At 66.6% G+C, this 20,352-nt stretch carries 14 protein-coding genes; 7 read left to right on the plus strand and 7 right to left on the minus strand.

The annotated features are described in order from the left end of the window. Positions 1 to 53: 53 nt before the first annotated feature. The gene (locus L8G49_RS07685) at positions 54 to 3,083 is read right to left on the minus strand and encodes a TonB-dependent receptor (protein ID WP_242183606.1); all 3,030 of its coding nucleotides are present in this window, start codon (positions 3,081 to 3,083) and stop codon (positions 54 to 56) included. A 49-nt stretch (positions 3,084 to 3,132) separates the two neighbouring features. Next, the gene (locus tag L8G49_RS07690; RefSeq protein WP_242183810.1) at positions 3,133 to 6,174 is read right to left on the minus strand and encodes a glycosyl hydrolase family 28-related protein; all 3,042 of its coding nucleotides are present in this window, start codon (positions 6,172 to 6,174) and stop codon (positions 3,133 to 3,135) included. A gap of 253 nt (positions 6,175 to 6,427) precedes the next feature. Between L8G49_RS07690 and L8G49_RS07695 the strand changes: the two genes are divergently transcribed. After that, positions 6,428 to 6,970, plus strand: a complete 543-nt coding sequence (locus L8G49_RS07695) for a gluconokinase (protein ID WP_242183812.1) — start codon at positions 6,428 to 6,430, stop codon at positions 6,968 to 6,970. Positions 6,971 to 6,995: 25 nt separating this feature from the next. Here L8G49_RS07695 and L8G49_RS07700 read toward each other — a convergent pair whose 3' ends face one another. Further along, positions 6,996 to 7,673: an FCD domain-containing protein gene (locus L8G49_RS07700; protein ID WP_242139953.1), complete on the minus strand. Its 678-nt coding sequence runs from the start codon at positions 7,671 to 7,673 to the stop codon at positions 6,996 to 6,998. Positions 7,674 to 7,971: 298 nt separating this feature from the next. Here L8G49_RS07700 and L8G49_RS07705 point away from each other — a divergent pair, with 298 nt between their 5' ends. The 4 genes from L8G49_RS07705 to L8G49_RS07720 all read left to right on the plus strand — a co-directional run bounded on the left by L8G49_RS07705 (position 7,972) and on the right by L8G49_RS07720 (position 13,176). Beyond that, positions 7,972 to 8,250 (plus strand): LuxR C-terminal-related transcriptional regulator, encoded by a 279-nt coding sequence (locus L8G49_RS07705; protein ID WP_242140177.1) that lies wholly within the window; start codon positions 7,972 to 7,974, stop codon positions 8,248 to 8,250. 50 nt (positions 8,251 to 8,300) lie between these two features. After that, a complete protein-coding gene (locus L8G49_RS07710; protein WP_242183608.1) occupies positions 8,301 to 9,395 on the plus strand; it encodes a Gfo/Idh/MocA family oxidoreductase in 1,095 nt (364 codons plus the stop codon). A gap of 39 nt (positions 9,396 to 9,434) precedes the next feature. Beyond that, positions 9,435 to 10,682 carry a CoA transferase gene (locus L8G49_RS07715; protein ID WP_242183610.1) on the plus strand — a complete coding sequence of 416 codons (1,248 nt, stop codon included), beginning with the start codon at positions 9,435 to 9,437 and terminating at the stop codon, positions 10,680 to 10,682. Positions 10,683 to 10,782: 100 nt separating this feature from the next. Then, a complete protein-coding gene (locus tag L8G49_RS07720) occupies positions 10,783 to 13,176 on the plus strand; it encodes a TonB-dependent receptor (protein WP_242183619.1) in 2,394 nt (797 codons plus the stop codon). A 187-nt stretch (positions 13,177 to 13,363) separates the two neighbouring features. On the opposite strand, the gene L8G49_RS07725 is transcribed toward L8G49_RS07720, so the two are convergent. The 4 genes from L8G49_RS07725 to L8G49_RS07740 form a co-directional block, all read right to left on the minus strand. Next, positions 13,364 to 15,055 carry a helicase HerA-like domain-containing protein gene (locus tag L8G49_RS07725; RefSeq protein WP_242183636.1) on the minus strand — a complete coding sequence of 564 codons (1,692 nt, stop codon included), beginning with the start codon at positions 15,053 to 15,055 and terminating at the stop codon, positions 13,364 to 13,366. A gap of 159 nt (positions 15,056 to 15,214) precedes the next feature. After that, complete coding sequence (locus L8G49_RS07730) at positions 15,215 to 16,750, minus strand: Do family serine endopeptidase (protein WP_242139958.1); 1,536 nt, start codon at positions 16,748 to 16,750, stop codon at positions 15,215 to 15,217. Between the two features lie 110 nt (positions 16,751 to 16,860). Then, the gene (locus L8G49_RS07735; protein WP_242140178.1) at positions 16,861 to 17,676 is read right to left on the minus strand and encodes a protease modulator HflC; all 816 of its coding nucleotides are present in this window, start codon (positions 17,674 to 17,676) and stop codon (positions 16,861 to 16,863) included. Between the two features lie 38 nt (positions 17,677 to 17,714). After that, the gene (locus L8G49_RS07740) at positions 17,715 to 18,872 is read right to left on the minus strand and encodes a protease modulator HflK (protein WP_242183639.1); all 1,158 of its coding nucleotides are present in this window, start codon (positions 18,870 to 18,872) and stop codon (positions 17,715 to 17,717) included. Between the two features lie 71 nt (positions 18,873 to 18,943). On the opposite strand from L8G49_RS07740, the gene L8G49_RS07745 reads away from it, so the two are divergent. Further along, positions 18,944 to 19,906 carry an Mrp/NBP35 family ATP-binding protein gene (locus L8G49_RS07745; RefSeq protein WP_242183655.1) on the plus strand — a complete coding sequence of 321 codons (963 nt, stop codon included), beginning with the start codon at positions 18,944 to 18,946 and terminating at the stop codon, positions 19,904 to 19,906. Further along, complete coding sequence (locus L8G49_RS07750) at positions 19,903 to 20,331, plus strand: CoA-binding protein (protein ID WP_242140179.1); 429 nt, start codon at positions 19,903 to 19,905, stop codon at positions 20,329 to 20,331. Before L8G49_RS07745 ends, L8G49_RS07750 begins: the two co-directional genes overlap by 4 nt. The last annotated feature ends 21 nt before the right edge of the window (positions 20,332 to 20,352 follow it).

A 20,352-nucleotide genomic window follows, 5' to 3' on the forward strand; every position in this document is an offset into this window, starting at 1 on the left:
GGCCGGGACAAAAAAGCGCCGCGACCACCGGCCACGGCGAGGGGATGGCGGACCTAGAAGTTGTAGCGCGCCCCGACGCGGAACAAGCGACCAAGCGTATCATACAAGCCCTGGTTGATGTCGACGCCGGTGTTGGTCTGCGGAGAAGGGGTCGGGTCGCGGTCGAGCAGGTTGTCGACCTTGAAATAGACGTTCAGCTTCTTGGTGAGATTGAACGACCCGCCGACGTCCAGGTAGAAGGCGCCTGGCATCGTGTTGTTGTCGATCGTCGGGTGCACCGTGTTCTCCAGCGCGGTCCGCCCGGTCGGGCAGGTGCCGGCGCTGCACACGACATATTCGTTGCTGTAGACGCCGTCGCTGATCCAGCGTTGCTGGATGTTGAAGCTGAACCGATCGGTGGTCCAGCTTTCGGTCGCGAGCACTTTCCACGACGGCGTGTTGCCCGCATTCACCCCGGCGCCTTGCGTCGGGATCGTGCCCGGTACGCCCGGATCGGTGATGAAATTCTTCACATTGGTGGCAAGCCCGCGCAGCACCAGCCGCCCGGGAATCCCAGCCTTCTCCAGCGACGTCTGGTAGCTGGCCTCGATGTCGAATCCATCCGTGAAGATCGATGCGAGGTTGAAGGCCTGCAGGTTGACAAAGGGCGTCCCCGATGCCGGCGCGAGATTGAACGCGCTGCACAGCGAGGTAATCCCGGTGAAGCAGAGATTGACCTCCTGTTGCGCGTTGAGCGTCGAGATCACGCCGTTGATCTTGATCCGGTAGTAATCGAACGAGGCGCTGAACCCTGGCAGCAACGACGTGCGCGTCAGCACGATCCCGGCCGTGGTGTTGCGCGCGATTTCAGGCTTGAGCGCGGTATTGCCGATCGCATTCTGCAGCACGGTCAGCGCGGTGCCGTTGAACGGATTGGTAAAGTTGGGAAGCGTGGTGGTGATTGGCGCGGCGAACAACTCCGACAGGTTGGGCGCGCGCACGTCGCGCGAGGTGACCGCGCGGAGGCGGATCCCGTCGATCGGCGTGTCCCAGGTCCCGCCGATCTTCCAGGTATAGACCGTGCCCGACGTGCTGTAATTGGTCACGCGGCCCGCCGCGTTCAGGTTGGCCTTGCCCAGTTTGTCGGAGTTGATGAAGGGCAGGTTCACTTCGAGGAACCCTTCCGCGACGTGATAGCTGCCGCGGCCATTGTGGTAATTGCCCGCATACCAGTTGGCGCCGTTGGTCGAAAGCAACGGATCGGCGGGGTAGGCGGCGGTGTACGGGCTCTCGTCCGACACGCCATTCCCGTAGGGATCGCCGACGACGTGGTAGAATTCGTTGCGATATTCCGCGCCGGCTGCGACCGAGACCGGGCCCGCCCACAGCGTCAGCGGCGAACCGTTGAAGCTGAAGTTGAACGCGTCCTGCGTCTGGCGGGTATGCTGGGTCGGGCCGTTGCCGGGCTCGATATAGGCAAGAGCGGCGGCGCTGGGCGCGGAGCCACCAATGATGTTGATCGGAACGCAGCCATTCGCCCGGGCGACCGCGTTGGCGCAGACGATCTGGCCGTTCAGCGAGATTGCCTGGATCGCGGCATTGTAGCGCGGGGTCAGCGTGATGTTCTGGACATGGATGTCGGTGATGTTCTCGCCATGCTCGTAGGAGACGTCATAGCTCCAGTCGGTTCCGAATACCGGCACCTTGCCTGTCGCGCCGCCGACGAAGCGATATTGCTTGCGGGTCGGGTAGACCGAGATGTTCTTGGGCAACTCGCCGTTGCTCGTCCCGAACTGGAACTGCGTGATTCCCGCGGTCGTGCAGGCGGCCTGGATCGAGGCGGGGACATAGGGGTTCGAGCATTGCAGCGTCAGCCCGGACTTGGTCGCACCCGGGTTGGGCTGGTTCATCGTATCGACCTGCGCGACGTTGACGGTCGCGTAGATCTCGTTCGTGTCGTTGATGTCGAAGCCGATCCGGCCGTAGCCGTTGTAGCGATCGAGCCGTGACTGCAGCGTCGTACCGATCCCGACGTTCCCCGACAGGTCGCCGCCAAGGCAGAAGCCGCCGGCCGAGAAACAGCCCGAAACGTTGCCTGCCGCATTCTTGGCGGGGACTCCGCCCGATCCATATTGGAACTGGAACGGGTTGCCGTTGACGTCGAACGCGGTGCCCTGCAGCGGGCCGGCGCTGATCAGGCCGTATTTGGTATATTGATACGCCTGCGCATGGTCGCGCACGAGATATTGCGGCGATCCGTCGTTGGTGACGTTGCGGTTGACGAACGTGCTCGTGCGATACCAGCTCCGGCCATTCGGCGCAGCCTCGCCGAAGCCGCCGGCGGGAACGCCGTCTTCATGGTCATATTCGCCGCTGAGCTGGACATGCAGCCGGTCGTTGAAGAAATTCTTGCCGATCGCGGCCTGGAACAGGCCCTGCTTGTTGTCGCCATAGGTCGTGATGCCGCCCTGGACGTTCGCCTTGAACCCGACGAAGCGCTTATCGGTGATGAAGTTGACGACGCCGCCGACCGCATCCGAGCCGTAGGAGGCGGACGCGCCGCCGGTCACCACGTCGACCCGCTTGATGAGCAATTGCGGGAACAGGCTGATGTCCGGCACGCCGGTCACGTTCGCCCCGACCACGCGCTGTCCGTCGAGCAGCGTCAGCGTGCGGATCGTGCCGAGCCCGCGCAGCGAGAAGGAGCTGAGGCCCTGCTGCCCGCTCGACGTGCTGTTGGTGCCGGTGGTGACGCCGCTCGACCCCTGCAGCGAAGGCAATTGCGCGATCGTGGTGAAGACGTTGGGCTCGGCATTGCGCGCGATGTCCGCCGCGCCGATCACGGTCGTCGGGGTCGGCGCGGTGAACCCGCTGGCGGTGATGCGCGAGCCGGTGACGACGATGTCGTCATCGGCCTTCGCGGCGGGCGCGTCGCTCGGAAGCGGCGCCGGCGCGGCGGTGGACTGGTCCGGCGCTGGCGTCGGCGCAGTCTGCGCGGCCGCGGGGACCGCGAGCGCGACCGCCATCAGCGATGCCAGGCTGGCGCCGAGCAGGGCGACGCGGCGTCGCCCTGCGGGAAGAGTGTCCGATGCATTGATGTTCATGATAATCCCCACCCTGTTGTTTTTCTTGTTTGATCGTCGTCGTGAAACGTCATCCCGGCGCCAGCCGCGCGGCGTAGAGCGCGTGATGCGTCAGGATGAACAAGGTCCGGCCATCGGGGCCGCCAAGGATCAGCTGAAGCGGCCGGTCCGGGACATCGATCTGCCCGATCGGGGTGCCGTCGGGCGCGTGGACGAAGACTTGCCCGTTGGCGATGAACACGCGTCCCTGACGATCGACCGCGACGCTTTCACCGCCACGCTCGGCAAACAGCTTCAGGTCGGTGAGCGTGCCGCCCGTGCCGACGACCCCGCTGAGCGTACGCCCCTCGGATTCATTGCTGACGAAGACGCGCGATCCGATCTTGCCGCGGACGAAACCATGCGCGTCGAGCGTATCCGAAAAGCGCCAGCCGACATGGTCGGGCGCACCCTGTTGCCACACCCGGAACGCCGGCAGGACGAGGCTGCCGTCGGGCGAGACATATTCGAGCGGCTTGGGCGTGCCTGCATCGCGCGCGAACATTTCGCCCAGCGTGGTGAAATGATCCGTCTTCGCATCATATTGATCGCGAAATTCGCCGTTGTTCCACCAGTTGACCGGGAGCAACGTATCCGCCCCCGGGTGCGCGCCGGCCGGCGTCGGCGGGATCATCCGAATGTCCGTGTGGGGTGCCGCCGGATCGAACGAATAGACGCTTGCCTCGGCGCCGAGCGAGGACAGGACAAGCAGCTTGCCCGACGCATCGATCGCGAGGTTGACTGGATCGAGCGCCGCATCACGAACCGTCTCCAGCCCGGCGGTTTCGGTCCAGCGATGAATCCGCTGGAACCGATGTTCGACGAAATACAGGGCGCCCTTGGCATCGACCGTCGCGCCCGAAATCGAGAAGAACCCGTCCTCCAGCTTGCGAACCGGGCCGATCCCGGGAATGCCCGGGGTCGCTTCGATAGCCGAAGCGGGTGTTGCGGGCAGGTCGAGCCGGGCGAATTCGCGTTCGCGCAAAACACCGTGACGGGTCTTGTCGACGATCGCATTCTCGAACGGGAATTTGCTGGCGCGAACGTAGGTGCCGCAGCCCGCCGCCTCACAGCTTGCGAACGCGCTTTCGGCGTTGATATGGACGTTGCGGAAGCGGATGTCGCTGCTGTTGGTCAGCTGGACCGCATGTGCTGCGGGATGGAACGTCCGCGTGACGCGGTAGCTGTGATAATTGGCGAACAACAGGTTGCGCGAGTTGCGAATGTCGAGCGACATGCCGTCCATGCCCTCGCCGACTTCCTGTTCGGTCTGCGGGGCGAGGAACTCCCAGTTCGCGACACCGTCCAGCACGATCTCGTTGCGGACATGATGTTCGGCCGACAGCTCGTACACGTGGCCGGGCGTCTTGGTATCGGAGACGTAGAATCCCGCCTGCGCGAAGGTATTCGGTGTCCACACATCGGCGAACGTGCCGCCTCCGCCATCGGTGACCCAGATGCTCGGATATTGCGCGTCCCAGCGATTGTCGGCGACCGGATCGCCGCTCCGCGCGGTCTTCGCGCCAAGCGGGAGACCGTCCGCGGTCGGCGACCCGCCACCGCCCATGATCTTGACGTCGTCGAGCAGCGAGTCCGCGCCGGATCGCCACAGCAGCGCCGACGCACGCGGGTTGATGCGGCCGGTAAACAGCCCGATTCCCGAAACGATGTTCCGCCCCCCGCGCGGAGTTTCGAGCAGCGGCACCACGCCACCGACTCCGGCGTGCGCAGGATTGCCATCCGGCAGCACCAGCTGCGTCAGTGCCGGGTGAAGGCCGAGCAACACGGTGTCGGGGCGGAGCTTGAGCGTCGCGGTGACCCGGTAGAAGCCGATCGGGAGGTAGACCACCCGGCGCGTATCGATCGCGCGTTGCAGCGCGGCGGTATCGTCGGTCTTGCCGTCGCCGACGACCCCGAGCGTGTGCACGTCGGTCCAGTCCTTTACCGCCGGCAAGGCCCGGATCGCGGGAGCGCCCGGCGCGGGGAGCGTGCGCAGCGGCGTGATCTGCGCGTCGGTCGAGATTGTCCCCATCGTGCCGAGCCCTGGGACCGCGACGCCGTGGCTGAACGCAGTGACACGATAGCTTCGTCCCGGGCCGGCGACGACCTTGCCGCTTTCCCGGAATCGCGCGAACACGGGTGTGTCGGTCGCGACTGCATTGTCGAAGCCGATCTGGGTGAACACGCTGTTTTCGCGGCTGATCACGACGCCCGCATGCGACACGCGCTCGAACCGCACGTTCTTGCCCCAGAGCGAGTCGCTGTAGCCAGGATCGATCTCGATCCCGACCGGCGTGTCGCGGATCGCGACGTTGACCAGCGTCAGGTCGACCTCATGCTCGCGGATCGCCGCGTCGCGCTGTCCGTCGAAGCTCGAGTCGATCAGCGTGAACTGCCAGGCGGGCGAGGTCTTTTCGGTGACGATACCGTATCGGCCGCCGTGGAAATGCACGTCTTCCATGACATTGCCTGCCTGGTAGACGCCAGCGAACCCCGATCCGAGCCGGAAGTCCATGTGGCTGAGAAAGGCATGTTGCGCCACGTGGAAGCGCACGGCGGTCGCCGCCGGATTGCCCGCGCCGATCGCCACGTCGACATTGCTCATCGCGGAATAGAAGGTCGCCGAATTGGCGTCGCGGACGTCGTCGCGCGGGGGAACGACCGTCGGAACCGGAACCGGCACCCGGCCGACATTATACTGGTCGCCGCCGGTGAAGATCACCATCGTTCCCACGCCGCTCTGGAACCCGGGCGTCGCATCCGCGAGGACGAGCACCGGGCGGGTCGGGCCGACCCCCAAGATGCGGACGCCGGGCGGGACGAGAATGCTCCGCGTGAGGCGATATCGGCCCGTGGGAAGGAACACGATGCCCGCACCCTGTCCATCGGCGCGGCGGGAGGCGTCGATCGCCTGCTGGATCGCGGCGGTCGCGTCGCTGCGGCCATCGGCGCCGCCCTTCACGGTAATCGCCCGGGGATCGCCCGGTTGCGCGGCGAGCGTCGAGCGGGCGAGGGCGGTGTGCGGCGACGCGGCGAATGCGACGCCGGGCAGCAGGATTGCCGCCGTCGTCACCAGCCAGCGCGCGGTTTGTTTCGTCACGTCGACGCTCTCCTCGGCCAGCGCCTGTACGACTGGTCAAGGGCGGGATAGTCTGAGTAATCGGTCATGCCATCCGCGACCATGGTCGTAGTTCCCAAGCGCGACGGAGCTGCGCTAGAGCGTGCTGCGACATGGCCCGGGCCGTCGCACGTGTTCCGTGCGAAGGTACCGTCCGGTACGGGGACACAGTGTGCAGCGGCCATATAGCAACAGCGCAATCGCGCCGATGGCGGTGGTCATCATGGGCGTCAGCGGGAGCGGCAAGTCGACCCTCGGGACGGTCCTGGCGCAGGCGCTGGCCGCACCGTTCGTGGAGGGCGACTCGTTCCACGATGCCGCCGCGGTCGCGAAGATGCGCAGCGGGCATCCGCTCGACGACGCGGATCGCTGGCCGTGGCTGGATCGGCTCGGCGCGGCCGTCGGGGCCGCGATGCGGGCCGAAGGGGTTGCGGTGGTGGCCTGTTCCGCGCTGCGGCGGATCTATCGCGACAGGCTGATCGCCGCGATCGGGCAGCCGACCCGCTTCGTCCTGCTGGATGACACGCCCGCGCAACTGCACCAGCGGATGGCGGCGCGCGCCGGGCATTACATGCCGCCGAGCCTGCTCGACAGCCAGCTCGCCACGCTGGAGCGGCCGGCCGCGGACGAAGCGGCCATGACGCTCGATGCAAGCGCGTCGCCGGAGGCCCTGTGCGCCGCGGCGACGGCATGGCTGACCGCAGAGGCGGCAGGCCTGCGCACCCAGACGGCCGCGGCGCGGAGCAGCTAGCGGTCGGAGCGCAAACCCGATCGCTTCAGGGCATCAGCCGTTTCCGGCCTTCCGCCAGATGCCAGCGCATCGTCAGCGCGGCGCCGTCCGGATCCTGCACGCGGATCGCATCGACGATCATCTCATGTTCGCGCAGCATCGCGCCGATCACTTCGGGCGGACGCGAGCGCGAGATGTCGACACCCGCCCGCATGATCCGGTCGACGTCGGCAAACAAGGCTTCGAACGCCAGCAGGAAGGCGGGGTTCGCGGTGGCCAGCATGATCCGGCGGTGGAATTCCATATCCTCGTCATGCGCGGGCGCGCTCGACAGCAACGCCGTGCGAAGCCGCTGCAGCCCGTCGTCGATATGCGCCATTTCCTCGGCGGATCGTCGCGCCGCAGCCAGTCGGGCGGCCTCCGCCTCGAGCACAAACCGCACTTCATAAGTACCGAGCGTCGCCGACATATGGTCCATCGGCATGAAGGCGATCAACTGGTCGGAGGGTCGACTCTTGACGAACGACCCCGCACCCCGTCGCGCTTCGGTGATCCCGTCGGACGCGAGCCGCACCAGCGCTTCGCGGACGATCGTCCGCGACATGCCGAACATCTCGGCCAGGCGCGCTTCGGACGGCAGACGATCGCCCACCGACAGGGCGTCGGCATTGATGATCTCGACGATGCCGGCATAGGCCCGGTCGGCCAGACGCCCCTCGCTCATCGTTCGCTCTCCTCCCGCGGTCACGGTTACGCAGGTCTAGCCGGTCCACCGCATGATCATCAACGACGATGCGAGGGGACGGGCAGGGCCGTCAAGCTGTTGGACAACATTGCGTGAAATTAGCAACAAAGGCCATAAATGCAGCATTACGACATAGTCAGGGGTTGAATCTGTCCAACCAATTTGCCTAGGATGCGGCAACGAGGACTCGACCAGGGGTCCCGCGCAATTGGCCGGAACGGGCCGAACGCCGCGTGCATCGCACCGCGGATCGACAGGGAGAGGTTCTGTGAAGGCAATGCGACACGCGGTCTCGAAGACCCAGGCCGTACCGGGCCAGGCTGCCGGGGGGGCACCGCCACCGTTCGCGCTGCTGACTCCGACCCAGCGCAAGGTGCTGGACGGGGTCTATTCCGGCCGTCTCAACAAGCAGATCGCCTTCGACCTCGGCATCGCCGAAGCCACCGTCAAGGCGCACATGACCGCGCTGATGCGCAAGCTGCAGGTTCGCAATCGTACGCAACTCGCCATCACTGCCCGGTCGTTGGGTTGGAACGGTCGGACGCTGGCGCACTGACCGTCGGCGACGTTGATCGACGAAACGTCGGGGATATGAAAGGAATGGCGATGGACTTCGCAAGACGCGATGTGCTGCTGGGTTCGGCGGCGCTCTTGCTGGCACCGGGCGGCATGGCCGGGGCGGCGTCTGCCCGGCCGCTGGGCTATGCGATCGTCGGGCTTGGCGGCTACGGCCTCGGCGTGATCATCCCGCAATTCGCCCATTGCACGCATAGCAAGCTCGTGGCGGTGGTGAGCGGGGATCGCTCCAAGGCGGAGCGGGTCGCGGCTGAGCACGGGCTCGGGTCCGGCGCAATCTACTCCTATGCCGATTTCGACCGGATCCGCGACAACCCCGCGATCGACATCGTCTATGTGTGTCTGCCCAATGCGATGCATGCCGAATTCACCATCCGCGCCGCGCGCGCCGGCAAGCACGTGCTGTGCGAGAAGCCGATGGCGGTGTCGGTCGCCGAGTGCGAGGCGATGATCGCGGCCTGTCGGGCCGCGGATCGCAAGCTGATGATCGGCTACCGCTGTCATTTCGAGGCCTATAACCTGGAGGCCATGCGGCTCGCGCGTAGCGGTGCAGCGGGCAAGGTCCGCTACGTCCGCAGCGAGCATGGCTTCATCCAGCGCGATCCCGCCAAATGGCGGCTGCGGCGGGCGATGTCGGGCGGCGGATCGTTGATGGACATGGGAATCTATAGCCTGCAAGCGGCGCGCTACATGACCGGTGAGGAGCCGGTCGCCGTGACGGCACGGGAATCGACCGACCGCAGCGACCCGCGCTTTCGGGAAGTCGAGGATATCCTCGACTGGACGCTCGAATTCCCGTCGGGGGCAATTGCCAGTTGCCAGTCGATGTACAGCGCAAACCAGAACCATGTGCTGCTGATGGGGGATCGCGGACGGATCGAGCTGGAACCCGCGACGCGCTACGACGGCAACCACATGTGGGTCGGCGCGGACGGCCGCGAGACGGCGGTCACGCCGCCACCCGGGCCGCGCTCCACGCAGTTTGCCGGACAGCTCGACCATATGTCGGAATGCGTGGCGACCGGTCGCCAGCCGATCGTCTCCGGCGAAGAGGGGCTCCGCGACATGCGGATCGTCGCGGCGATCTATCGCTCGGCGCGCGAGGGGCGCACGATCCGCCTGTAAGCGCTCGCGCAAGCGCTTTTTTCGTGGCAGCACGTGGCGATGTCCTGCGTTCCGCCAACCGCCGCTTCATCCGCCCGTGCACTCGAGGGGGTCAAGGTTCTCGACCTTTCGCGGGTTCTCGCAGGGCCTTGGGCGACGCAGATGCTGGGCGATCTGGGAGCGGACGTCCTCAAGATCGAACAGCCCGGGCAGGGTGACGATACGCGCCGCTGGGGCGGCCCCGCGCTCGACGATGGATCAGGCGATTCCGCTTATTTCCTGTGCGCCAACCGCAACAAACGGTCGCTCGCGATCGATCTGGCGCGGCCCGAGGGTGCGGCGCTAATCCGTCGGCTGGCGCAGCAGAGCGACATTCTCGTCGAGAACTTCCGCGTGGGCGGGCTGTCGAAATACGGGCTCGATCATGCCGCGCTGTCCGCGCTCAACCCCCGGTTGATCTATTGTTCGATCACTGGCTTCGGCCAGACGGGGCCCCATGCCGACAAGGGCGGGTATGACTTCCTGATCCAGGCGATGGGCGGGTTGATGAGCATCACCGGACTGCCCGATGGCGTTCCCGGCGGCGGGCCGATGAAGGTCGGCGTGCCGATCGTCGATCTCTTCACCGGCACCTATGCGACGGTCGCGATCCTCGCCGCGCTGCGCCACCGGGATGCTACGGGTCAGGGCCAGCATATCGACTGCGCGCTGCTCGACACCCAGCTCAGCATGCTGTCGAACCAGGCGTCGCGCTATCTCAACGGCGGGGCGGTGCCGGGGCGGCTGGGGAACGACCATCCCGATATCGTCCCGTATCGCGACTATGTCTGTTCCGACGGCGGGATCGTCGTGGCGCTCGGCAACGACCGCCAGTTTCGCGATTTCGTACGGGTTCTGGGGCTGTCGGCGCTGGCGGCGGAGCCGCGCTTTGCCACCGTCGTGCAGCGCAGCGCCAACCGCGCCGCGCTGCACGCGCTGATCGCGCCCGTCGTGGCGCAGTGGCGCGTCGACGATCTGGTCGCGGCGATGGAAGCGGCCAAGCTGCCCGCCGGCAAGGTCCAGAGCGTGCCAGAAATTTTCGAGGATGCGCATGTCGCGGAACGGGCGACCGTCCAGACGCTGCGGCGCGATGACGGGACGCCGTTGCGCGTGGTCGGCTTTCCCGCGAAACTCTCGGCGACCCCGGCCCGCTACGACCGCGCGCCGCCGCGGGCGGGGGCGGATACGCGCGCAGCCTTGTCCGAGGCGCTTGGGCTGACCCAGGACGATCTCGACCGGCTCGTCGCGGACGGGATCATCCCGGCCTGACCCTCGCCAAAAGTGTCTTCTGCTTGTCACGCAGTTGACGCCGCAGCGACGCACAACGCGCTTAATCGCTCCCTTGTTGCAGTGCGGCAGGGGGGGTCACATGATGTATCGGTCGGTTTCGCGGGGTGCCTTGGCGGTCGGTTTGTTGCTCGGTGCACCGACGCTGGCGGTCGCCGCTACCCCGGAAACCCCGGTTGTGGCCGTCCCCGCCGATCCGGTCGCGGGGACTGATGCCGATCCCGCCGAAACCGGTCAGATCGTTGTCACCGGCCGCCGCAGCACGCGCTCGGTCACGCAGCTCGAGGGCGTCGAGATGCAGAAGATCCTGCCCGGCATCAATCCGCTGAAGGCGATCCAGACGTTGCCGGGCGTCACCTTCCTGACCGCCGATCCGTGGGGAAACAACGAGCAGAACATCTCGCTGTTCATCCACGGCTTCAACCAGCAGCAGCTCGGCTACACGCTCGACGGCATTCCGCTGGGTGACCAGAACTACGGCAATTACAACGGCTTGTCGCCACAACGGGCGATCATTTCGGAGAATGTCGGCCGCGTCACGCTGGCCAGCGGGGCGGGTGATCTCGGCACCGCGTCGACCAGCAACCTCGGCGGGACGATCGACACGTTCTCCAGCGACCCCAAGCACGTGCGCGGCGCGACGATCGCGCAGACGATCGGCAGCTACGATTCCTACCGGACGTTCGTACGGGTCGACAGCGGGGACCTCGGTGGCGGGAACGCCTTCTATGTCTCGGGCGTGCGGCAGGATGCGCGAGCATGGGACTTCAACGGCAAGCAGGGCGGCTATCAAGCCAACGGCAAGTTCGTCCATGACGGCGGGTCGGTCAAGCTGACCGGCTATTTCGCGTATTCGGACAAGGCCGAGCCCAATGAGGACGCCACCGTCGTCAACATCTCGAAGGGCGAGACGCCGGGTAGCGTGCCTTATACGCGCCCGTTCCTGTACCCCGACTTCAAGAGCGCGGTCGCCTATCTGACCTCCCCGCAATATACCGCGGCGAAGGACAATTACCGCAATTACTACAGCGATGCACAGCGGACCGACTATCTCGGCTATCTCGCGATGACCGCCCGGCTGAGCGACGCGGTGACCTATGACGCCAAGCTCTATTATCACCACAATGACGGCGTCGGCGTGGTGGCCGGGCCGATCACGGTGGCGGGCCTGCCGCAGCTCTTCTCGGTCTATTATCCGGGGCGTAACCTCTCGAGCGTGTTCGGCGGATCGGGCTTTGCGACGCGGACGACCGAATATCGCATCGATCGCGGCGGGATCGTCCAGACGATGAAGCTGTCGCTCGGCAACCACGACATCGAGTTCGGCGGCTGGTTCGAGCATCAGAGTTCGTCCGCTTTCCGTCGCTGGTATGCGCTCGACGTCAACAATCCCTCGACGCCGTACCAGCGTCCGCGCGACACGCTCACGCCGTTGATCACGCAATATTACAGCGAAGTCCGCGTCGACGAACTGCAAAGCCATATCCAGGATGCGTGGCACGTGCTGCCGACGGTGACGGTGCTCGCCGGGTTCAAGTCGACCTATCAGTTCGCGACGCAGCGCGTGAAGGTGCAGCCGCTGCCAGGGTCGTTCGCGGGCTCGATCGCGCTGCCCAACGGCGCGCTGGAGACGACCAAGGTGTTCCTGCCGCAGGTCGGCGCGGTGTGGGACGTGACTCCGGGCGACCAGCTGTTCGCCAATGCGCAGAAGAACATCCGCCAGTTCCAGACCAGCGCGGCGGCGGGGCTGTCGCCGTTCGCGCTCGGCAGCCAGGGCGCGTTCGACCTGTTTTCGGCAACCGTCCAGCCGGAGACGAGCTGGACCTATGAGGGCGGCTTGCGGTCGCACCACCGGCTTGGCGGCATCTTCTCGATCGAGGGGCAGCTGAGCGTCTATCACGTCGATTTCTCGAACCGCCTGCTCGGCATCTCGCCCAACCCGATCGTCAATGCGATCACCAGCGGCGCGGCGATCCTGCAGAATGTCGGCGGCGTGAAGACCAACGGGGTCGACTTCGCCTTCACGCTTCACGCCGGGCCGCGCGTTTCCTTGTACAATGCGCTGTCGTACAACACGTCGAAGTACAAGGCGGACTATGTCAGCGGCACCGCGACCGTGCCGACCCGCGACAAGAACGTGCCGGGGTCGCCCGACTGGCTGAACAAGACCGTGCTGTCGGTCGGGCGCGGGATCTTCGATACGCAGCTGATCGGCGATTATATCGGGCGGCGCTATGCGACCTATACCAACGACCTGTCGGTCGCGGGCTATTTCACGCTGGCGGGGCAGATCGGCGCGACGATCCCGCTCGACCAGCGGATGCTGGCGAAGGCGCTCCACGTCAGCGTCAACGTGACCAACATCACCGATCGCAAGGCGGCGTCGTCGCTGAGCATCGGGTCGGCGACCAATACGTACAGCGTGTTCCCGCTCGCGCCGCGACAGGTGTTCGGGACGGTGAGCGTGAGCTTCTAAGGGGAGGGTCCGCTAGCCCGCCGTCACCCCGGCGCAGGCCGGGGCCGCCCTGTTGAGAGCGCGACCTGCGGTACGGTACTTCATCGCACGCTGTGCCCGGGTACCCGTACGGCTCCGGCCTGCGCCGGGGTGACGGAAGGGGGGGGCGGTCCCGCCTTCGCAGCAATGACGAGCCGTAAGGGTAGCCTCAGCGCCCCTTGAACAACCCGCCGAGCACTCCGCGGACCAGCCCCCCGACGATCCCGCCCGCCGCACCGCGCGACGATCCGAACACCGCCTTCGACACTTCGTTGGCGACCTGACGCCCGATCGCCGACGATGCCGACCGCGCGGCGGAGGTGGCGACCCGGTTCCACGGCGAATTCGCCGCCGCGCGTGCCGCCGCCGCATCCTGTTGCGCCTGCAGCTTCGCCTGACGGTCGGCCTCGCGCTGCTCGGCGACGCGCTGCTTCTCGGCGACTCGCGCGGCGACCGCATCGGCCTTGGCCTGCGCGGCGGCGGCCTTGTCCGCGGTCGATTTCGCGGTCGCTTCGGCGGCGGCGGCGGCGGCTTCCTGCGCCTTGCCCGACAGGATCTCCTCGGCGGAGACGCGGTCGACCAGCGTGTCGTATTTCGTCCCGATCGGATCGGTCTGGATCAGCACCCCGCGCTCGACCTGCGTGACCGGGCCAACCCGCGACCCCGGCGGCGCGATCAGCGTGCGCTCGACCGGGGAGGGGGAACCATCGGGGAGCAACAGCGACACCAGCGCCTCGCCGACCTTGAGCTCGGTGATCGCGGTCTCGACATCGACCCCGGGGTTGGCACGGAACGTCGTCGCCGCCGCGCGCACCGCCGCCTGGTCGCGCGGGGTGAAGGCGCGCAGCGCATGTTGCACGCGGTTGCCGAGCTGCCCGGCGACCGTATCGGGAATGTCGATCGGGTTCTGCGTGATGAAATAGATGCCGACGCCTTTCGAGCGGATCAGCCGGACGACCTGCTCGATCTTCTCGAGCAACGCCTTGGGCGCGGCATCGAACAGCAGATGCGCCTCGTCGAAGAAGAAGCACAGCACCGGCTTGTCGGGATCGCCAACCTCGGGGAGATGTTCGAACAGCTCGCTCATCAGCCACAACAGGAAGGTGGCGTACAGCTTGGGGCTTGCCATCAGCTTGTCTGCCGCGAGGACGTTGACGATGCCGCGGCCACGCTCGTCCGTCCCGATGAAATCGTCCATGTCGAGCGCGGGCTCGCCGAAGAAATGCTCGCCCCCCTGCGAACGCAGCTGGAGCAATGCGCGCTGGATCGTCCCGACCGACTGTTTGGAAATGTTGCCATAGGTGGTCGACAGTTCGTCCGCGCGCCCCGCGCAATCGACCAGCATCGCCTGCAGGTCGTCGAGGTCGAGCAGCAGGAGTCCTTCCTTGTCGGCGACGTGGAAGGCGATCGTCAGCACGCCCTCCTGCACTTCGTTGAGGTCCATCAGCCGTGACAGCAGCAACGGCCCCATCTCGCTGACGGTGGTGCGGATAGGATGGCCCTGTTCGCCGAGCAGGTCCCAGAATTGCACCGGCGTGTCGGCATAGATCCAGGCGCCGTCGCCGATCTCTGCGGCGCGCGCGGCGAAGGCGGCGTGGGTCTTGGCGGTGGGGGAGCCCGCCATCGCGAGGCCCGAGAGATCGCCCTTCACGTCCGCGACGAAGCAGGGAACGCCCGCCTTCGACAAGCCCTCGATCAGACCCTGGACCGTCACGGTCTTGCCGGTACCGGTCGCGCCTGCGATCAGGCCGTGGCGGTTGGCGCGCTTGAGATCGAGGCGTTGCGGGCTCGCGCCATTCGGGCCGGCACCGATGAAGATGCCGCCGGGGGCAGGGGTGGCGGCGCTGGTGGTTTCGGTCATCAATCTTCCCGCATTGGCTACGGCGCAATCAGCCCGAACGGACGGGTAGGAAAACGCGGAACGTCTTGCGCCAGGCCCGCGATCCTATCGCCGGAAGCCATGATTGCGGAAGCAAAAAACAGACCCCCGCTCCGATATCGGAGCGGGGGCTGGCAGGACTTACTTTTTCAGCTTGATGCCGATGAAGAAGGCAGGCTGACGCCCGCGCACGACATACAGCGCGACCAGCGACCGGCCGGACGCCTTTGCCTGGCCGACGACGGCGGCGAGGGCGGCCGGGGTCGTGGTCGGCGTGCCGTTGGCGGAGATGATCACGTCGCCGCGCTTGAGACCCTTGGAGGCCGCATCGCTCGCCGGATCGACCACGCCGATGACGACACCCTGCACCGACGAATCGATGCTGAAGGTCCGCGCGATCGGCGGGGTCAGCGTCTGGACCGTCACGCCGAGCGCGTTCGGGACCGTCTTGCCGACCGACGGCGTATCGTCGTCGTCGCTCATGTCGTCGTTGTTGGCACCGCTCGCCTGTGCCTGGAGCGCTTCCTCCGACGGCCGCGTGCCGATCACCGTTGCGATCGTCATCGGGCGACCCTGGCGCACGATGTCGATCGGCACGCGCGTGCCCGGCGTGATGTTGGCAACGAGATAGCTGAGCGACTGGTCGGGGTTCACCTGCTGGCCGTTGACGCGGAGCACCACGTCGCCGACCTTCAACCCGGCCTTCTCGGCAGGCTGGCCCGGCTCGATCTGGCGGAGCAGCTCACCCTGGTTCTTCTGCAGGCCGAACGAATTGGCGAGATCGTCGTCGATCGGCTGCGGGCCGACGCCGAGATAGCCGCGCGCGATCGTCGTGCCCTTCATCAGCTTTTCGATGACCGGCTTTGCGTCGTCTGCGGGAATGGCGAAGCCGATCCCGATGTTGCCGCCCGATTGCCCTGCGAAGATCTGCGAGTTGATGCCGATGACGTTGCCCGAAAGGTCGAACATCGGGCCGCCCGAGTTGCCCTGGTTGATCGCCGCGTCGGTCTGGATGAAGCGGTCATACGCGCCGCCGCCCGTCACGCGGTGCAGCGACGAGACGATTCCTGCGGTCACCGTGCCGCCGAGCCCGAACGGATTGCCGATCGCGACCACCCAGTCGCCGACGCGCGCCGCGTTCGAATTGCCGAACTTGACGAACGGCAACGCCTTGGCGTCGATCTTGAGCAGCGCGAGATCCGAGGTCGGATCGCGGCCGATCAGCTTGGCGACATATTCCTTGCGGTCGGTCAGCGTGACCGTGATCGAATCGACGGTCGCGCCCTTGGCGCCCGCCGCGACGACGTGGTTGTTGGTCACGACATAGCCATCGGGCGAAATGATGAAGCCCGAGCCGAGCGAGGTCGCCTGACGCGTGACGGGGGCTGCGCCACCGCCCTGGCTCTGGTTGAACAGGCCCTCGAACGGCGTCCCCGCAAACGGGTTGGGCTGCTGGGCCTGGGTAATGTGCTGGCTGGTCGAAATGTTGACGACGGCGGGCTGGAGCTTGGCGACCAGGTCGGCGAAGCTCATCGGCGCACCGGCCTTGGGGGCCGTCGCGGCCATTGCGGCGGGTTCGTTCTGCGCGGTCTGCGCGCCGCTCATCGTGGGGAGTGCGATGGCGGTAGCGGTGCCGCTCAGCAACAGGGCGGCGGTGATGGCGTAGGCGTAGCGCACTAGTGATCTTCCTCTCGTCTACCGTGAACGGCAACGCGTGTAGTCATACGAGGCGTTGCTGAACGGCGTTTGAATATGAACCGTTCATCAGGCGTATTGGATGCAATCCATCACTTCTTGCCTTCGAATTGTCGCAGATAGGCATTGTCGCCCGAAAGAACCATCGAGGTCTCGCCCTTTGCCTCTGGTCCGAACGTCGTCCGGTACGACTGCATCGCGCGATAGAAATCGTAGAACTCGGGATCCTTGTTGAACGCCTCGGCGTAAATCTGCGCGGCCTTGGCGTCGGCCTGCGCGCTGATGATCTGCGCGTCCTGCTGCCCCTTCGCCTGGATCGTCAGGCGCTCCTGCTGGCGCGCGGTCTTCATGCGATCGAACGCGCTCTGCAGCGGCGTGCCCGCGGGCAGGTCGGTGCGCTTGATTCGCACGTCGATGATCTGGACGCCATATTGGCTGGCGAGCTTTTGCAAGCCCGCCCGGATGTTGTCCATCACCTGGCCCCGTTCGGGGCTGAGCAGCGAAGCCGACGGCCGCTTGCCCAGCTCGTTGCGCAGCGCCGAGCTCAACAGCGGCTGGAGCTGATCGATCACGCGCTGTTCGGTCACCGAAGTGCTGCCGGTCGACGTCACCGCCTGGAGCGGATCGACGATGCGGAAACGCGCATAGGCATCGACTTCGAGCCGAAGCTGGTCGGTCGAAAGCACCGGCTGCTTGTCAAGCTCGACGTCGAGGACGCGCTTGTCGACCCAGATCAGCCGGTCGACGAACGGGATCCGCGCGGCGAGGCCCGCGCCGGTGCTGCCGAACACTTCGTTCGGCTTCCACCGGTTGATCGTGCGGTACGGCTGTTCGAACCGCAGGATCACGGCCTGGCTCGTCTCGGGCACGATGGTCAGCGAACTGGCCAGCAGGATCAGGCCGACCATGGCGGCCGCGCCGAGCGTTACGGGGTTACGGGCGAGATTCACTGGGCTGCTCCCGGAGCGGGCGTTGTTTGCGGGGCGAGGGCGGCGGGCGCGATCGCTTCGGGAAGTTTCTTGCCGTGCGACAGGGGCAGATACGGCACGACCCCCGGCGCTTCGACGACGGTCTTGTCGCTGCGCGCCAGCACCTGCTCCATGGTCTCGTAATAAAGACGACGGCGGGTCACTTCGGGGGCGAGGCGATACTGCGCGTAGAGCACGTCGAACGAGGTCGCATCCGCCTGCGCGCGCGCGAGCGTCTGTTGCGCATAGCCACGGGCCCGGTTGATGTTGCCCTGTGCTTCCTGCTGGGCCGCCGACACCGCCTTGAAATCATCGATCACCTGTGCCGGCGGCGAGGCGTTCTTGATCGCGACGCCCTGGATGCGAATGCCCGAATTGTAGCGGTCGAGAATCGACTGCATCAGCTGCTCGGCCCGGACTTCCATCGCGTCGCGGCCTCCCCCGAGCGCTTGCTCGAGCGTCACGGTCGCGACGACCGCGCGCATCGCGCTTTCGGCGGTCGCCCGCAGCGTCGACTTCTGGTCCTTGATCTGGAACGCGAAGTCCTGCGGGTTGCTGATGATCCAGCGCACCGAATAATCGAGATCGACGACGTTCTGGTCGCGCGTCAGCATCAGGTTCGCGCCCGACCCTTCCTCGGGGAAGGTGTCGGTGCTGATCTGGCTGACGTCCACCTTGGCAACGGATGACAACGGCGCGGGGAGCGTCAGGCGGATGCCCGGTTCGAGCGTGCCGGCGTACCGGCCGAGGAACGTGACGACGCCGCGCTGCTGCGGCCCGATCGAATGGATCGCGGTGAACGCCAGCCACAGCGCCACGATGATGCCGACGCCGATGACCCACAGCTGCGCGGGCGAGGGGGTGCCGGGAATGCGCGGACGCCCCCCGAAGCCGCCGCCACTGCCGCCGCCACCCGAAGTACGCGCGCGCTTCAGGAATTCGTCGAGTGCACTCGGCCCGGGCTGTTTGCCGCGCGGCGTGCCGCTGGGCGGTTGCGCCCAGGGATTGCGCGGGCCACCCCCGCCGGGCGTGGCGCCCTTGCCGTCGTCGTCGGAACCGCCTGAACCGCCCCAAGGGCCCTTGTTGTCGGCGGTAAGGATGGAGAGGCGGCGGAACCAGCCCGAAAGGATCGTCATGAAGCCTTTATAGGGCGCACTCCTTACGAAAAACAGTGGCAAGCGCACCACAGGCGCCTATCTGCACCCGGATGACCGATCCAGTTTCCCTAGACGCCATGCTAGCCCCCGTCGCGGGTACGCGTGCCACCGGCCGTATCGAGGGGGATCGCGCCAGTATCGTGGTCGACGTCACCGGCCTCGACGAGGCCGAGCGCGATTCGCTTGATGCCGCGGTCCGCGCCTTTGCGGGCGGGTTGCCGGGCGTCGCCACGGTGCGGGTCGCGCTGACCAGTCAGCGCAACCAGCGCCTTTCGATCGCCGTGGCAAGCGGCAAGGGCGGAGTCGGCAAGTCGACGGTGTCGGCGAACCTCGCCATCGGGCTCGCGACGCGCGGGCGGCGGGTCGGGCTGGTCGATGCCGATATCTACGGCCCGTCGCAACCCAAGTTGATGGGGGTCGAGGACGCCAAGCCGACCGCGCGTAACAAAGTGTTGCAGCCGGTCCAGACGCCGTTCGGCGTGCCGCTGTTGTCGATGGGAATGCTGGTCGCGGCCGATCAGGCGATCGCGTGGCGCGGGCCGATGGCGGCGGGCGCGTTGCAGCAGATGCTGGATGCGAACTGGGGCGACGCCGATACGCTGGTGCTGGACCTGCCGCCGGGGACGGGCGACGTCCAGCTTACGATGATCCAGAAATACCGGCCGCAGGGTGCGGTGATTGTCTCGACCCCGCAGGACCTGGCGCTGATCGATGCCAAGCGCGCGATCGACCTGTTCGTCAAGGCGGGGGTGCCGATCATCGGGCTGGTCGAAAACATGGCGGGATATGTCTGTCCGTCGTGCGGGGAAGTGTCCGATCCGTTCGGCAGCGGCGGCGCCGAAGCCGCGGCGGCGACCCTGGGCATCCCGTTCCTCGGTCGCATTCCGCTCGACATGGCGGTGCGGATCTCGTCCGATGCCGGGCGGCCGTCGCTCGCTGGCGACGGACCCGAAGCGGTCGCGTTCGGCGCGGTGGCGGACAAGGTTGCCGCCTGGATCGGAGCGCAAGGCTGATGCTGACGCAGGATGCCGAAATCGCGACGCTGCTGCGCGAGACGCGGACGATCGCGTTGGTCGGTGCGTCGGACCGGGCGGACCGGCCGTCGCACCGGGTGATGCGGAGCCTGCAAGCGCATGGCTACCGCGTCATCCCGGTCAATCCGCAGCTGGCGGGGACAGAAATCAACGGCATGCCCGTCGTGGCCGCACTGGCCGATATCGCGGGAGCGATCGATCTGGTCGATGTGTTCCGCAATTCGGCGGCGGCGGGACCGGTGGTCGATGCGGCGATCGCGGTCGGCGCGAAGGCCGTGTGGCTGCAACTCGGGGTGATCAATCCCGAAGCGGCGGCGCGCGCGGAAGCGGCGGGCCTGCAGGTGGTGATGGACCGCTGCCCGGCGATCGACATTCCGCGGCTGCGGATCGCACCGGTCGCCTGAAATTCGCCATGATCGCATAGC

This window comes from Sphingomonas sp. CARO-RG-8B-R24-01 (genome assembly GCF_022662295.1).
In the GTDB taxonomy this organism is placed as follows: Bacteria; Pseudomonadota; Alphaproteobacteria; order Sphingomonadales; family Sphingomonadaceae; genus Sphingomonas.